The sequence below is a fragment of the Chryseolinea soli genome (genome assembly GCF_003589925.1).
GTDB lineage: Bacteria > Bacteroidota > Bacteroidia > Cytophagales > Cyclobacteriaceae > Chryseolinea > Chryseolinea soli.
On record NZ_CP032382.1, the window covers coordinates 311,373 to 326,795 of the forward strand.

Annotated in this window: 12 protein-coding genes; all 12 read right to left on the minus strand. The window is 51.7% G+C overall.

The features are described from left to right. Window positions 1–13 precede the first annotated feature (13 nt). The 12 genes from D4L85_RS01085 to D4L85_RS01140 all read right to left on the minus strand — a co-directional run bounded on the left by D4L85_RS01085 (window position 14) and on the right by D4L85_RS01140 (window position 15,416). Entirely contained in the window at window positions 14–778 is a 765-nt protein-coding gene (locus tag D4L85_RS01085) for a cell division protein FtsQ/DivIB (RefSeq protein ID WP_119752581.1), read from the minus strand. Continuing rightward, window positions 768–2,162, minus strand: coding sequence for a UDP-N-acetylmuramate--L-alanine ligase (gene murC / locus D4L85_RS01090; protein ID WP_119752582.1), 1,395 nt, complete (start codon window positions 2,160–2,162; stop codon window positions 768–770). Before murC ends, D4L85_RS01085 begins: the two co-directional genes overlap by 11 nt. A 6-nt stretch (window positions 2,163–2,168) precedes the next feature. Further along, a complete protein-coding gene (murG, locus tag D4L85_RS01095) occupies window positions 2,169–3,392 on the minus strand; it encodes an undecaprenyldiphospho-muramoylpentapeptide beta-N-acetylglucosaminyltransferase (protein ID WP_418219883.1) in 1,224 nt (407 codons plus the stop codon). After that, window positions 3,389–4,564, minus strand: coding sequence for an FtsW/RodA/SpoVE family cell cycle protein (locus D4L85_RS01100; protein WP_119752584.1), 1,176 nt, complete (start codon window positions 4,562–4,564; stop codon window positions 3,389–3,391). Before D4L85_RS01100 ends, murG begins: the two co-directional genes overlap by 4 nt. Window positions 4,565–4,582: 18 nt before the next feature. Further along, window positions 4,583–5,944 carry a UDP-N-acetylmuramoyl-L-alanine--D-glutamate ligase gene (gene murD / locus D4L85_RS01105; RefSeq protein WP_119752585.1) on the minus strand — a complete coding sequence of 454 codons (1,362 nt, stop codon included), beginning with the start codon at window positions 5,942–5,944 and terminating at the stop codon, window positions 4,583–4,585. After that, the gene (mraY, locus tag D4L85_RS01110) at window positions 5,941–7,170 is read right to left on the minus strand and encodes a phospho-N-acetylmuramoyl-pentapeptide-transferase (RefSeq protein WP_119752586.1); all 1,230 of its coding nucleotides are present in this window, start codon (window positions 7,168–7,170) and stop codon (window positions 5,941–5,943) included. The genes murD and mraY overlap by 4 nt, the downstream gene beginning before the upstream one ends. Window positions 7,171–7,173: 3 nt before the next feature. Then, window positions 7,174–8,637, minus strand: a complete 1,464-nt coding sequence (locus D4L85_RS01115) for a UDP-N-acetylmuramoyl-L-alanyl-D-glutamate--2,6-diaminopimelate ligase (protein ID WP_119752587.1) — start codon at window positions 8,635–8,637, stop codon at window positions 7,174–7,176. 35 nt (window positions 8,638–8,672) lie between these two features. Further along, window positions 8,673–10,763, minus strand: a complete 2,091-nt coding sequence (locus D4L85_RS01120) for a penicillin-binding protein (RefSeq protein ID WP_119752588.1) — start codon at window positions 10,761–10,763, stop codon at window positions 8,673–8,675. Next, window positions 10,753–11,166, minus strand: a complete 414-nt coding sequence (locus tag D4L85_RS01125) for an FtsL-like putative cell division protein (RefSeq protein WP_119752589.1) — start codon at window positions 11,164–11,166, stop codon at window positions 10,753–10,755. Before D4L85_RS01125 ends, D4L85_RS01120 begins: the two co-directional genes overlap by 11 nt. Window positions 11,167–11,187: 21 nt before the next feature. Then, window positions 11,188–12,117, minus strand: a complete 930-nt coding sequence (gene rsmH / locus D4L85_RS01130) for a 16S rRNA (cytosine(1402)-N(4))-methyltransferase RsmH (RefSeq protein ID WP_119752590.1) — start codon at window positions 12,115–12,117, stop codon at window positions 11,188–11,190. Between the two features lie 191 nt (window positions 12,118–12,308). Then, window positions 12,309–12,752, minus strand: coding sequence for a division/cell wall cluster transcriptional repressor MraZ (mraZ, locus tag D4L85_RS01135; protein ID WP_073136381.1), 444 nt, complete (start codon window positions 12,750–12,752; stop codon window positions 12,309–12,311). A 270-nt stretch (window positions 12,753–13,022) separates the two neighbouring features. Then, window positions 13,023–15,416, minus strand: coding sequence for a penicillin acylase family protein (locus D4L85_RS01140; protein ID WP_119752591.1), 2,394 nt, complete (start codon window positions 15,414–15,416; stop codon window positions 13,023–13,025). Window positions 15,417–15,423: the final 7 nt, after the last annotated feature.

The window sequence follows — 15,423 nt, forward strand, 5'->3', positions numbered from 1 at the left end:
CTTCGTTGTCTTTTTACTCTGCAACAATCTGTCCTTCGTATTCCAGATTGACCCTTCCATACTTGTTCCATCCCATCCGCGGGAGAATTTCTTTGTAGAAGATCATCAGCTTTTTAAACTTGGCTTCTATGTTTTCCGGTTTCCCGAATTCGATCTTCTCGTCGCCCACCTGGGGAAACAAGGTGATGCGCGCTTTGCTATCGACGTCGAGCTGTGCGATCTGCGCGGCCCAAAAATCATCCTCGCGGATGACGTTCAGGAGGGCGATCAGGTTCTTGCCGTCTTCGGTGTCGTTCACGTTGTTTTGTTTGAGGAGTTGGTTCACATACGATCCACTCATCAGAACCACCCGGGCTGTAAACTTATCCGACACCGGCATTACGGTTCCATCCTCGGCGATGTAGCCGTCGGGGCCATCGTTGCGAACCAGTCGTGCAATGGGGCGGCGAAGCTCGGTCTTGACCACGAGATTTCCTTTCAGGTCGCTATACAACTGCGCATCCTTGATAAAAGGTTCGCTCTTGATCTTCTTCTCCACGTCTTTCAGGTTGACACGGTCCAGCGTAGCGCCTTTCAAGGTCTCCTTGTTCAATTGCATGAGGTTCACGATGTCGGACTCATCCAGGAAGTGATTTTCGTTCACGTTCACCATCTTGATGGTGATGTCCCGGATCGACGCTGAGCTCTGATGGCGTTCGGCAAAGGCAATAATGCCGCACACAATCAACACCGCGATGATGATCTTAACACGCTTCTTTATGTTAAAATTAATCTTCATACTTCCGCTTCAACATTTCCCCAATGGGTTTTACAAACGTATCGATGTCGCCTGCTCCAACCGTGACCACCACATCCAAATCCATCTTCTCCAGCTTTTCCATCAAATCCTTTTTGTTACAACGGATCTTCACGGCGCTGGTGATGTCGGTCATCAGCATATCCGAATCCACACCCGGTATCGGCAGTTCGCGCGCCGGGTATATATCCATGAGCAACACCTCGTCGGCGAGGCTCAGGCTTTTGGAAAATCCCGCTGCAAAATCGCGCGTTCTCGTAAACAAGTGGGGCTGAAAAATAGCCGTCAGCTTCCTGCCCGGGTACAGCGACTTCATGGAGCGCAGAAACGCTTCGATCTCCGTCGGGTGATGCGCGTAGTCGTCTACGAACACCACTTTCTTTCCTCTTAAAACATACTCAAACCTGCGCTTCACGCCCCGGAACGACTCGAGGGCTTTCGCGATCGTGGGAAGGCCCACACCACACAAGTTTGCGGCCACCGACGCAGCGATGGCATTTTCAATGTTATGAAAACCAGGGACACCGAGCTGCACGTGTTCGACCTTTCCAAATCCATGGAGATCGAACTGAAAAAATCCGCCCCTTGCGGTAATGTTCCCGGCAAAAAATTGTCCCCGGCTCATGCTGTAAATATGTTTCTTCACGTGGTCCACTTTATCGGCCAAAAGTTCGGCTATCGATTCGTGGATGATCAGGTCGCCACCGCGATTGATCTGTGAAATAAATTCTTTGAACGAAACAATCAGGCTCTCGTGATCGCCATAGATATCCAGGTGATCGGCATCGGCCGACGTGACCACAGCGATCTGCGGGAAAAGCCGAAGGAACGACCGATCGAATTCATCGGCTTCCACCACCACCAGGGTGTCCTTCTTCACATCACCTTCCATCACGAGGTTGGATGCGTAATTCGTGGTGATACCTCCTAGAAAACCAACCATGCTCTTTCCTGAACTCTTCAGAATGTGCGCCACCATAGAAGACGTTGTCGTCTTGCCGTGTGTGCCGGCAACCGCTACGGTCTTGTAATCTTTTGTGAGCAAGCCCAACACTTCCGAGCGTTTCAAAATGGTATAGCCATTTTGCTTCAGGTAGTTGTGTTCGACGTGATCCTTGGGGATGGCCGGCGTGAAGATCACTAACGTTTTATCTTTTTGCTGCTTCACTTCTTCGGGGATAAGCTCGAGCTTATCTTCAAAATGAATGCGCATGCCTTCTTTCTGCAACTCGTCCGTGAGTGTGGTAGACGTTTTGTCGTAGCCGGAAACACGTAGTCCTTCCTTCATGAACCACCGTGCCAGGGCGCTCATGCCAATCCCGCCAATACCCAGGAAATAGATGTTATCGTACTTTTCTAACGTCACGTTCGTTTATCGTTTCACCATTACGGGTTGCAGCCGACTGGTGTCAATCGGCTGGTTGTTCCCTGTTGATTTATAATACAATTGTTCACCGTGCTCCGGCTGATCCTTGTCGGCCGACTTCGCTACGATGAGCTTCTCAATTTCATTCACGATGGATGCCGTGGCATCCGGTTTGGCAAGCTTGGCGATGTTCTCGGTCAGCTTGTCGGTGCGTTGCTTGTCGAACAACAGCTTCAAGGCTTCGTCGACCAACCTAACCCCGGCGTCTTTATCCAGCACCAGCACGGCGGCGTCTTTGTCGACAAGCGCTTTGGCGTTCTTGGTCTGGTGATCTTCGGCCACGTTTGGCGACGGCACGAGGATGACCGGCTTCTTCGCAATGCAGATCTCCGAGACCGCCAATGCTCCGGCACGGGAGATGACAACATCCGCAGCGGCGTAGGCCAGGTCCATTTCCTTTAGAAAATCCTGGACGCGGATCTTGCGCAGATCGTACTTCACCAACTGTGCCTTGTATCCTTCATAATATCCCTTGCCCGTTTGCCAGATCACCTGCACCTTGGCATCGACCAATTTCTCGATGCCCTGGATGATGCTCTCGTTGATCGTGCGGGCGCCGAGGCTGCCGCCCACGATGAGCAATGTTTTGGTGCCGGCATCAAATCCGAAATGATTCAACGCGCGTTCGCGTTTGACAGCGATCGAAAGCATATCCTTTCTCACCGGGTTGCCCGTGAGCACCAGTTTTTCGCTAGGAAAATATTTTTCCATGCCCTCATAGGCTACACACACTTTGCTCACTTTACTGGCCACTTGTTTGTTGGCAAGTCCTGCAAAGGAGTTTTGTTCCTGGATCACGGAGGGGATACCGGCGCGCGTGGCCGCCATCATCACGGGTCCGCTGGCAAAACCTCCGGTGCCGATCACGGCGTGGGGCTTGAACTCGCGCACGATCTTGCGGGCATTCCAGTAGCTCACCACCACCTTCACCGGGAACAACAGGTTCGACCAGGTCAACTTTCGTTGCAGGCCGGTGATCCACAGCCCGATGATCTTGTAGCCGGCTTCGGGCACGCGGGTCATCTCCATCTTGTCTTTGGCGCCCACAAAAAGAATGTCGGCATCCGGATGGCGTTCGCGGAACTCGTTGGCGATGGCAACGGCGGGGAAGATGTGTCCTCCCGTGCCGCCACCGCTTATGATCAAACGATATGGTGTGCTTGAACTCACGCTGCTTTTGCCGTTGGCATGTTTTTCGTTTCCTTCGATTCGTCCGTTGTGCTTTGCTCCCATTTCTGGTCTTGCTCACCGCGGCTCACACTGAGGATGATCCCCAACGAAAGTCCGGTAAACACCATCGACGTTCCCCCCATAGAGATCAAGGGAAGTGGCTGCCCGGTGATGGGGCCCAACCCCACAACGACACCCATGTTCACCATGGCCTGGCATACCAGGTCAAAGCTTAGTCCCGCAGAAAGCAATCCGCCAAAAGCGCGGTCGCTATTATAAGAGGCCTTCATCCCCCGGTGTAATAAAAGAAGATATAGTCCCAACACAGCAATGCCCCCGACCATACCATACTCTTCGATCACGATCGCATACACGAAGTCCGAATACGGGTGAGGGAGAATATTGCGTTGATCGCTGTTGCCCGGTCCCTTGCCAAACAGGCCGCCCGTCGCCACAGCGATGCGCGCATGCTTGGCCTGGAAAGGGAGCTCCGAACCATCGATAAAACTTTGAATCCGATGTTTTGCCGTCTCTCCACGAACCCCAAACGCAATGGCCAGCGATCCGGCCAATGCTCCTACAAAAACGAGCATCGCCAAATATTTCGTAGGCACGCGGCCGATGAACATGATGAGCATGCACGTCACCAACAGCAGCATGGCGGTCGACAAGTTTGTCAACGCGATCAATCCGCAGATGATACCACACCAAAACAAGATGGGGATCAATGATTCCTTTATGTCGTCAATGTTTTGTTGACGTTTGGAGAGCATGCTCGCCAGGTTCACGATCAACGCAAGGCTGGCGAAGTCCGAAGGTTGGAACGATCCAACGATAGGAACCTGGATCCAACGTGCGGCGTCGTTGAGGCTGACACCGTTTGTGAATGTATAGATCAACAACGGGATGCTGACGAACAACCCGATCTTGGAAAGCTTGGAGTAGTAGCGATAGTCTACCCGGTGTGCAAACCACATGGCGGCAAGACCCACGATCACGGTGAACGTGTGCTTCAACAAAAAGCTTTCGGGACTTTGTGTGCGCTTGTAGGCCAGCGTTCCGATGGAGCTGTACACCACGAGGATACTGATCAGCGAAAGCGCAAACACCACTGCCCAGATGACTTTGTCACCTTGCAGGTTCTTATCGGCCCATGTTTTTATTTTCTGCATAGTTCTGCTCCCTATTTTTTAAGCGCTTATGCCTTCCGTTTCCTTCTTCAAATCCAATACAGCTTGTCTGAACTGATCTCCCCGGTCTTCATAGTTCTTGAAGAGATCGAAGCTTGCACAAGCGGGCGATAACAATACTACATCGCCGGCTTCTGCCATGGCCAGCGCTTTGTGCACCAGCTCCGTCACACTTTGCGTTTCCTCTATACGCTTTACTGTTTTGCCAAAAAATTGTTTCAACTTCTCGTTGTCCTTTCCCAGGCAGATCAGCGCTTTTACTTTCTTCTTTACTTGTTCTTCAATCAACGAATAGTCGTTGCCCTTGTCTACTCCTCCCGCGATCCAGATGAGGGGCTTTTCATAGCTGCCCAATCCATACACCACGGAGTCGACATTGGTTGCTTTGGAGTCGTTCACAAATTCCACCCCGCGAATAACGGCCACACTCTCCAAACGATGGGGTGCATTTTTAAAAGTCTTCAACCCCTTGCGAATGCTCTCTACGCCCACACCGGCCAGATATACCGACGACACCGCGGCCATCGTGTTGATCAGGTTGTGGGGCCCCTTTAAGGTGGTGTCCGGTTGCGCGACCTGAAATTCATCCTTGAGTTTGAAATGCATGGTCGGTCCATCAGCATATACCGGCACGGCAGCATCGCGCTTTAACGACACTGGTGTTTGCTTAGGAACGATCGATCGCTTCTTCAACTCCGTAGCAATCACCTGGTCGTCGGCATAGTAAATGAAATGCTGTGACGCTTTCATTTTGCGAACGATCTGGAATTTGGAATCGATATAATTCTGCAAGGTGTATTCATAGCGATCCAGGTGATCGGGCGTGATGTTGAGCAACACGGCAATCTCCGGGTCAAATGTCTTTGTGCCGTCCAACTGAAAGCTGCTCATTTCGAGCACGTACCAATCAAACGACTCGGTGGCCACCTGGCGCGCCATGCTCTTGCCCACATTACCGGCAAGTCCCACATTGAAACCGGCTTCCTTCATCAGGTGATAGGTGAGCAAGGTCGTTGTGGTTTTGCCGTTTGTTCCTGTGATGGCGATGATCTTGGCGTCTGTATACTGAAAAGCAAATTCAATTTCATCGATCACCGGAATTCCCGCTGCCTTTGCTGCTTTGATCATCGGCGCTTTGTCGGGAATGCCCGGGCTCTTGATGATGTATGCGGCATTGAGGATCTTCGCTTCGGTGTGCGCGCCCGTTTCGTAGGCGATGTTCTCCTTGTCCAGCTCGGCCTTGTACTTGTCTTTGATAGGCCCCATGTCTGAAACAAAAACGTCAAAGCCCTGCGCTTTCGCGAGCAGTGCTGCTCCCGTTCCGCTTTCGCCTCCTCCCAATATGACTATGCGTTCGCTCATCTCAGTTTCAAAGTTGCCAGGGCCAGTATGGCCAACAATATGCCCACGATCCAAAACCGTGCAACGATCTTGGCTTCGTGGATGTTTTTCTTTTGATAGTGGTGATGCAACGGCGACATCAAAAATATTCTCCGTCCTTCACCGTATTTCTTTTTCGTGTATTTAAAGTACGACACCTGCAGCATCACGGAGAGTATTTCAACGAAGAATACTCCACACAACACCGGGATCAACAATTCCTTTCTCACCGCCAAGGCCAACACGGCAATGATCCCCCCCAAGGTCAGGCTTCCTGTGTCGCCCATGAACACCTGCGCGGGGTATGCATTGTACCAAAGAAAGCCCAGGCATGCACCCACGAACGCCGTACAAAAAATTACCAGCTCCGCCAGGTTCGGGATGTACATGATGTTCAGGTAGCTCGCAAAGTCGATACGACCCGAGAGATACGCGAGGATCGCCAACGTCAACCCGATGATGCCTGAGGTCCCTGCCGCGAGCCCGTCAATGCCGTCGGTGATGTTCGCCGCATTCGACACGGCGGTGATGATCAGGATCACCACCAGCACGTATATGATCCACGTATACTTGGCCGGCAAGAAGGGGATGATCTTGCTGTAGTCCATCTCGTTGTTCTTCACAAATGGAACAGTCGTTGTCGTGGACTTCACATCTTGATAGCCTGCGGGGCTTTCAAGCGATTCGTCTGCGTCCTGGACCTGCACACTGGATCGCGTCCCTGCACTCACTTCGCGCACCACAACGTTGTCGTTGAAATAGAGCGTGAACCCCACGATCAATCCAATGCCTACCTGACCGACGATCTTGAAACGGCCGGCCAATCCTTCCTTGTTCTTGCGGAATACTTTGATATAGTCATCCAAAAATCCGATCAACCCCAACCAGCACGTGGTGATGATCAACAGCGCCACATACACGTTGTCCAACTTGGCAAACAACAGCGTCGGAATGAGGATGGCCGCAATGATGATGATCCCGCCCATGGTGGGGGTACCTTTCTTTTGCATTTGTCCTTCCAGGCCGAGGTCGCGAATGTCTTCGCCCACTTGTTTTTTGCGCAGCGCGTGGATCAGGTTTTTACCAAACGTGATCGTGATCAACAACGACAGGAACGCTGCCATACCCGCGCGGAACGAGATGTATTGGAATACACCGGCTCCGGGTACGTCTAGTGAATCGAGATAGTTGAATAAATAGTACAGCATTCCTTAATTCTCAAAAAGTTTCAGCATGCGCTCCACCACCTCGCGGTCGTCGAACGGATATTTTATCCCTTTTATTTCCTGATACGTTTCATGTCCCTTGCCCGCGATGAGGATGATGTCGTGTTCCTTGGCCATCATGCACGCGGTTTTGATCGCTTCTTCGCGATCGGCCATCACCAGGGTCTTGCGCACCTCCGTAGGCATCACGCCGGCCTGCATCTCGCGGATGATCTCCATGGCGTCTTCGTCGCGGGGATTGTCCGAGGTGAGCACCACCTTGTCGCTGAGACGGCAAGCAATGGATGCCATCAACGGGCGTTTTGTTTTGTCGCGGTTTCCGCCACAACCCACTACGGTGATCACCTGCTCGGCACCGGTCCTGAACTGGGCAATGGTTTCCAATACGTTCTTCAGCGCATCGGGAGTGTGTGCATAGTCTACGATGGCCGTCACTTTCGATCCCGGCATCACCAACTCAAAGCGACCCACAGCGCCTTCCAACGACGACAGCTTCGTCAGCACCTCGTCGGATTCCTCTCCCAACAAAATAGCCGCGCCATACACGGCCAGCAGGTTGTAGGCATTGAAATCACCGATCAGCCTAAACCAAACGTTCTTGCCACCGATCTCCAACTCCAGCCCTTCGATCGAATTGGTGATGATCTTTCCTTTGAAGTCCACCATCTTCTTCAATCCAAAAGAATACTTGGAGGCTTTTGTGTTTTGCAACATCACCATACCGCGTTTGTCGTCGGCGTTCACCAACGCAAAGGCATCGCTGCTCAGTTCGTCGAAATATTTTTTCTTGGCCTTGATGTAGTTCTCGAACGTCTTGTGATAGTCGAGGTGATCGTGGGTAATGTTCGTAAACAACGCACCCACGAACTTCAACCCGGCAATGCGCTCCTGGTCCACGGCATGCGAGCTCACTTCCATGAACACGTGTGTGCACCCGGCTTTTACCATGCGATCCAGCAACTCGTTCAACTGGATAGGGTCCGGCGTGGTATGTGTGGACGGCACCACCTCCTTCATGATCTTATTCTCCACCGTCGACAACAACCCGGAGGGATGGCCCAGCGCAATAAAAAGCTTGTACAATAGCGTAGCCACCGTGGTCTTGCCGTTCGTACCCGTCACACCGGTGAGCTTCACTTTCTCACTGGGGTTGCCATAGTAGTTCGAGGCAATGATCCCCAACGCCTGCGCGCTGTTCTTCACGGTGACGTAGGTGATCTTGTCGTTGATGCTATCCGGCAGTTGTTCGCAAACAATGGCGGAGGCGCCCAGGTCGATGGCCTTCGCGATATACGCGTGACCGTCGGACTGCGTGCCTCTCACGGCGATAAATAAAAAACCTGCCTGCACTTTGCGCGAGTCAAAGCAAATACCCTTCACTTCACCGCTCATGTTGCCATAGCTGGAGGTGAGGGATACCTTGTACAATATGTCTTTCAGTTCGCGCACGTAGTGTTCTATCTTTTTTCTACTCTAAATACCTGTTATCCTAATTTAATAAATACCCGGCTGCCATGTCCCACACGTCCACCGGGTGCAAGGGATTGCTCTTTCACACGGCCCTTGCCTTCGTAAAACACTTTCAGGCCCGAGCTCTCTAATAAATAGATCGCATCCCGGAAGGTCATCCCCATCACGTCGGGTACTACATTTTTTCCGACGATGTTCTTCTTCCAATCCACGCCGTTCCCCACGCGCGACGAACGCACCCACTCCTCTTCGGTCAGCGAATGGTTCGACACGCCCAGCGCATTGCACAGCATGGTGAGCTCCTGTTGGTTGCCCGCACGGATCACGGGCAGCACGTCTTGTTTTTTAAACTTCTTCACATCCATGGGCTGGTGAAGATTCAAATCGCGGGCGTAGATGTTGTCGGCGATTTCCTTAAACACCGGCGCAGCCACGCTGCTTCCGTATTGATACCAGCCTCTTGGATTTTTGATCAGGACGATGGCGCTATACTTGGGCGCATGTGCCGGAAAATAACCCACGAAAGAGGTGATATACTTTTTCGTGTAGCGGCCGTGATCGAGGATCTGGGCCGTTCCGGTTTTTCCAGCAATGCGATAGTGCGTTCCTTTGATGTTCGATGCTGTTCCTCTCTCCACCACACCCTCCAGCAACGTCTGCAACTTATCCAGCGTTTTGTCGGAACAGATCTTTTTGTTGAGCACTTCCGTATCGAAAGATTCTTCCTCCTCATCGGCCCGGCGGATGGATTTCACAAACACAGGCTTGATCATCTTGCCGCCATTGGCCACGGCGTTGTACAAGGCGAGGGTATGCAACGGCGTGATCTCAAAACCATAGCCATAGGCCATCCACGGAAGGCTGATTCCGCTCCATCCTTTTTGTCCGGGGCGTTTGATCTTCGGGGTGGGCTCGCCGGCGATCTGCACGCCAAGGGGTTGTGATAACTTGAGCTTATCTACATAATCCACAAACTTCTGCGGACGCAATCCAAAATGTTTATCCACCAACTTGGCCATGGCCACGTTGGAAGAATGCTCGAAGGCCACTTGCACGGAAACTTTTCCCAAGCCGTTGTCTTCGTGATCGCGCACGGTCTTATTGTAGAACGTGGCCTCTCCATTTCCAGTGTCGATGCTATCGCTAAGTTCCACCGGGCTATCTTCCAGCAGGGCGATCATGGTTACCAGCTTAAAGGTCGAACCCGGCTCAAACAATTGGCCGGTCACAAAATTGAACCGCTCTAAAAAATTTCCATTTCCGTCGCTGCTCAGGTTGGAGATAGCTTTTATGTTGCCCGTCTCCACTTCCATCACCGCTACGAGGCCATCGTCGGCATTGTGTTGGCGCATGGCTTTTTGCAAGGCCGTTTCGGCTACGTCCTGCAAGTTCACATCGAGCGTGGTTTGTAGATCGAGACCGTCTACAGCTTTCACATTGTTGGCATCGAACACAGGCTTCCAGATGCCGCCGGCAATTTTTTGATAGTAAGCATAACCATCTTGTCCGCCCAACTGCTGGTTGAAGCTGTACTCCAACCCCACCCCTTTGTCGTTTTCATTGATATAGCCAATGGTGCGGCCGCTGAGGGTCGAGAACGGGCGGTAGCGCACGTCGATCTTTTCAAAGATGGCGCCGCCTCTCAAACGTCCCTCGCGGAAAATGGGCCAGCGCATCATCTCCTTTTTTTCCTGGTAGTCGATGTGCTTGCGGCTTAAGATCACATATTGTTTTCCTGTGGAGCGCGCGTCGTTCAGCATGCGCTTATAGTCTGTCTTCGACTTGTCGCCAAAGAAGCGCGCCAGGTGATAGGCTAGGGAATCCAGTCCTTTGGAAAACACTTCATCCTTTGGCAGCGTGGCGTCGAAGGCGATCTTGTAGAACGGCAGCGACGTGGCCAACAGGCTTCCGTTGTCGGAATAGATGTTGCCACGGGTGGCCTTCACGCGTTTATAATCAAAAGAAATCCGTTCGCCCATGGCGGCCCACTTCTCCCCCTGCACAAATTGAATGTGGCCTGTCTTCACCACCACAGCGATGGCAAACAGCACCACAAACAGGAATGCGACCCGTACTCTTAATAATATGGATTTCTTAATATTCACCTTCTTCTACTTCGATCTTATAGGGTGGTGTCAAACTTTCTTTCAATCCCAGGGGCTGCACTTTGCGGGCGACTTCCGATTGCTTGCTGGCAAACATGAGGTCGGCCTTCAGCGTGGTGTAGTCCGCGCGAAGGTCTTCCACCTCCGCCTGTATGCTGTTGATGCGCCGCACCGTTTTCTCGGCGTAATGTGTATTGCTGATATAGATCAATCCCAACGCCATAACAAACAATATCTTCGGGAGATATTGAACGGGAAAGCCTTCTTCGAAATAGCTCTCCAGCTTCAGCCGTTTTTCGAGACCGGAAAACATGCTGCTGCCGTTGCTTGTCGTGGCCGACGGCTGTGTGCTGCTGTTCCGTTTGGAAGGTTCCGTTCTGATCTTGAACTTATTTTCTATCATACACCTTTACCGTGATATTGTTCAAATCTTTTCTGCTATTCTCAACTTTGCACTCCGCGCCCGGCTGTTCCGGGCAATCTCTTCCTCCGTGGCTTCTACCGGCTTTCGCCCCACGGTTTGAAAAGGCTTGATCTCGTTCCCATAAAAATCCTTTTCCACTTCGCCAAACACTTTCCCTTTGATCATGTAGTTCTTCACCATCCGGTCTTCCAACGAATGATACGACATCACCACCAGCCGGCCGCCCGGCGCCATCACTTCGCCGCATTGGTGCAAAAAATCTTCAAGGGCTTTCATCTCCGTATTCACTTCGATGCGTAACGCCTGAAACACCTGGGCGAAATATTTATTCTCCTTTCCCCGCGGGGCGATGGACTGGAGGGCTGCTTTCAAATCTTCCGTGCGCGCAAAGGGTTTGTTCACCCGCTGCTGCGCCACCATGCGCGCGGCCGTCTTCGCGTTCTTCAACTCGCCATACATGCCAAAGAGCTTGTGGAGCTGGTCTTCGCTGTAGTCGTTCAAAACGTCGGCTGCAGTCTGTGACTGCGTCTGATCCATGCGCATGTCGAGCGGTCCGTCAAAGCGCGTGGAGAATCCCCGCGCCGGCGAGTCGATCTGGTGCGATGAGATGCCCAGGTCGGCCAGAATGCCGTTCACTTGCGTGACGCCATTCAGTTTCAGGTACCGCTTCATGTACATGAAGTTGGTTTGACAAAATGTAAAAGAACGGCTCTTGATCTGGTCTGCCTGCTGCCGGGCATCTTCGTCCTGGTCAAAGGCTATCAATCGTCCACCTTTCAGCTGCTCCAGAATTTTCATACTGTGGCCGCCACCGCCAAAGGTCACATCCACATAAATCCCTTCCGGGTCTATCTGCAACGCCTCGATGCACTCTTTCAGCATCACGGGGCGGTGATAGCTTCCTTCGTTGGGTGTGATCTTCTCTTTCATCGTCTTTTCACTTTGGCGATAAGCGGTTGATCACTATTTTTTTCTTCCGTCTCAGCATTTCAAGGATCCCGTCACGCTTTCTTTTTCTCTACCATAATCTTTCTCCAAGCGACCTCGGGCCGTTTAAGCCAGAAGACACTTTTCTCTCACACGCGACTCGTATTTTATCCTGATAACCGGTGATGCACCTGTTATTCATTCAAATACTTTTCAGCCAGCTTCGACAACTCACCCGGATCCTGGATCAAATGCTTCTCGTAGATGGAAGGATTCCAAACCTCGACTTTGTTGCCCATCCCGATGAGGATCACATCCTTGTCGAGCTGGGCATAGGTGAGCATGTTTTTCGGGATCACAAACCGGCCGTTGGCATCCAACTCGACGGTAGCGGTCCCCGAAAAGAAATTCCGCTGGAGTTTGCGGTATTCCTCGTTGAACTCACTCAAGCCTGAGATTTTCGAGAAGACCTTCTTGAACTCCACCATGGGGTAAATAATGAGGCAGGGCTCGAAACCACGGCGCACGACCAGCTCATTGCCACCCCCTTCGGGGAGCTGAGCCTTGATCCGCGAAGGCAGTACCAGCCTGCCTTTGGTATCGAGTTTACTCTCAAATTCACTGGTGAAGAAGGTCATAGACGTAGTGGTTGTCTTTTTCTCCTAAGCAAACATATGTAATTTTATACCACTTTCAACCACTTTACGCCACCTTTTTTCACTTTTTGGCACAATCTGACATAAAATGCCCACAAAAGGCACTTTTAGACGTTCGAAAATGAAGCGAAAGGGACGTTTCGGGAAGGTTAATCCTGGATTAAACCTGCCTTACACTGAATTTTGAGAGAATTTCAACCGTATGTTCTTCCCGAAATGCGGTGGGAGAAAGTGGGAGGACTTTTCAGGGATCTAAGGCTTCAACACCATTTTGTGCTTCGACCGGGCCTCAATCTCCTTTCGATCCATGAGCATCTGGCGGAATTTGCCGGTGGCGAACATCCCGGCCTGATCGGCATAAAAAGGGCTCATCACGTTGCCCGAATTGCCGGTTGGAGACACCGTTTCGCCCGAACCGACGTTGGCCAGATCGGTGATCTTGCGAAGCGCCGGCCCCCCGGTGACCGGAAAATACCCGGTGGTGTCCAAATAAAAATGCAGGTTATTGATCACCTCCATGCCGCCTTCCACTTCAAATGGACCCACGCTGAAAAGGGGATCGAGCAATTTCACCTTGCCCAGTGGGTGGTTGTGTTTGAGCGTGTGAATTTTGCCCCAGGTCCATCCCGCAGGGTGGACTCCACTGGACTCTGTCAGCAAAGCAATGGTGTTCTGTGCCGCCTGGGCAAAAATATCCTGGCGTGTTTCTTTTTTATCTTTTGTATCCACATTGTCCCACCAGGCCGACGCATCGTGTAAGATCAGGATGCCATACGAATTTTTAGTGATCGACGTAGCCAATATCGATCGCAAGGCTGTGTCACCCAATTCGTCTTTCATGCCCAGAAAATAGATCTGCGAAAGCATGTTGTAATAGATCGAGGGCGCTATGTCCGTGGTCTTATGGCTGCCATCCCATCCATTCAATGCGTTGACGAGTGGTTCAAATGCCGGGTTCGACGATTGCTTGAGCACCGCAGCAATTTCCTTGGCCACGTCAGGGTGCATGATCGACACATGATCCAGGTTTATTTTTTTGAAATCGGCGGGCTCCCAGGTGGATTGTTGCTCCAGCAATGCTTTGATCCTGCCCGATCTTCCCTTTGGATAATAATAACCCGGGTACAACACACCCTCGACGCTGTCGGGTTGATTGTTGGCCGAATACACATAGCCCCACGGTGGGTTTATGGCTTGGGGATTTTTCGAAAAATCATAAAATCCTAAATATTCGTCACTGCCGCTGCTGCCGTCGAGGAAAAATTTCGAAGCAACGTGTTTGGCACGGATGGGCAACTTCGCCACCGCCCACCAGGCAATGTTCTTGTCGCGATCGGCGTACATCAGGTTGAGACCCGGTGCCGAAAATATCGATGCGGCTTTCCGGGCATCCGCGAAGGTCCCTGCGTGATTGAGCCGGTATACAGCCTGCAACGCTTCGTTTTCTTCGTGCAGCAAAAGCCACCACAACGCCACGGGATCATCGGTTTTGTTTTCGGTGAGCTGGCTGTTGAAGACCGGGCCATGCCGCGTGGTTTTCACTTCCAGGATCTCGTCGGGCTGACCTTTCACTTTGATGATCTCCTTGCGCACCTCCATATCTTCCCAGGCATCTTTGAATTTCACCTGGTTTGCATTTTGGGGATTCAAAGTCTCGATAAAAAAGTCGGTGTCGTCGTTTTCAAACATGGTGAGTCCCCAGGCGCAGAAATCGTTGTTGCCCAGCAAGCCGAAGGGGACACCGGCCAGGTGGTGACCATAAAGCCGGAAGCCCGGATATTCGATGTGCGCTTCGTACCATACAGCGGGTTGTCCAAAGCCAATGTGCGTGTCGTTGGCTAAGATGGGAAATCCGGATTTTGATTTTTCAGCAGATACAGCCCAACCGTTGCTGCCTTGCCACATCACTACGGGAATTTTTTCAAGGCTTTCGTTCAGGAACGAGATCAACGAATCGCGCCCACGCGTTTTGCCCTGCCCCGCGAAATTCCTGATCAACACGGCATCGGCTGGATTCTGAACGGCAAAGTCTTTCAAGTATTCATCTCCCAGTTCGGTCCTGATTTTTTGCAACACCGGGTCGATGCGCAAGCCCTCGGCAAAACCAAACGACATAAAGCCTACGGCGAGATAAATATCTTCCGGGGTGAACTCCGTTTTCGGAATACCGATAAGGGTGAATTCAAGGGGAGTTTTCCCCGTTTTAATGTAGTGATTGATCCCCTTTTGATACGCCAATGCCGCCCGTTGAAACGCGGACGTGTCGGATGATAAGAACTTCTGCGCATGTTGCTTGGCAAACTGGTTAAGGCTCAGTGTGCGAAACAGTTTGTCTACCTTCAGCAACTCCGGGCCTAATATTTCCGCCAACCTTCCGGCTGCAGCCCGGCGAAGCATTTCCATTTGAAAGAGGCGGTCTTGTGCATGCACATAGCCGAGTGCGAAATAGGCATCCTCCTCATTTTGCGCATAGATGTGCGGGACACCATAATCGTCGAACAACACCTCCACTTCCGATCTCAGACCGGCAACCTTCAAGGTACCTTCGTAGTCAGGTGCCGTGGTTCTCATGTAGATATATATTCCGGCCACCAAAACGATCACAAGAATTACCAAACCGATCAAGACACGTTTCATGAGCTTCATGCTGGAA

What these genes read in the sequence shown, in the direction of transcription:
- D4L85_RS01085 (WP_119752581.1), bottom strand. Translation starts at nt 778, where the DNA reads ATGAAGATTAATTTTAACATAAAGAAGCGTGTTAAGATCATCATCGCG.
- D4L85_RS01100 (WP_119752584.1), bottom strand. Translation starts at nt 4,564, where the DNA reads ATGCAGAAAATAAAAACATGGGCCGATAAGAACCTGCAAGGTGACAAA.
- murD (WP_119752585.1), bottom strand. Translation starts at nt 5,944, where the DNA reads ATGAGCGAACGCATAGTCATATTGGGAGGAGGCGAAAGCGGAACGGGA.
- mraY (WP_119752586.1), bottom strand. Translation starts at nt 7,170, where the DNA reads ATGCTGTACTATTTATTCAACTATCTCGATTCACTAGACGTACCCGGA.
- D4L85_RS01125 (WP_119752589.1), bottom strand. Translation starts at nt 11,166, where the DNA reads ATGATAGAAAATAAGTTCAAGATCAGAACGGAACCTTCCAAACGGAAC.
- rsmH (WP_119752590.1), bottom strand. Translation starts at nt 12,117, where the DNA reads ATGAAAGAGAAGATCACACCCAACGAAGGAAGCTATCACCGCCCCGTG.
- mraZ (WP_073136381.1), bottom strand. Translation starts at nt 12,752, where the DNA reads ATGACCTTCTTCACCAGTGAATTTGAGAGTAAACTCGATACCAAAGGC.
- D4L85_RS01140 (WP_119752591.1), bottom strand. Translation starts at nt 15,416, where the DNA reads ATGAAGCTCATGAAACGTGTCTTGATCGGTTTGGTAATTCTTGTGATC.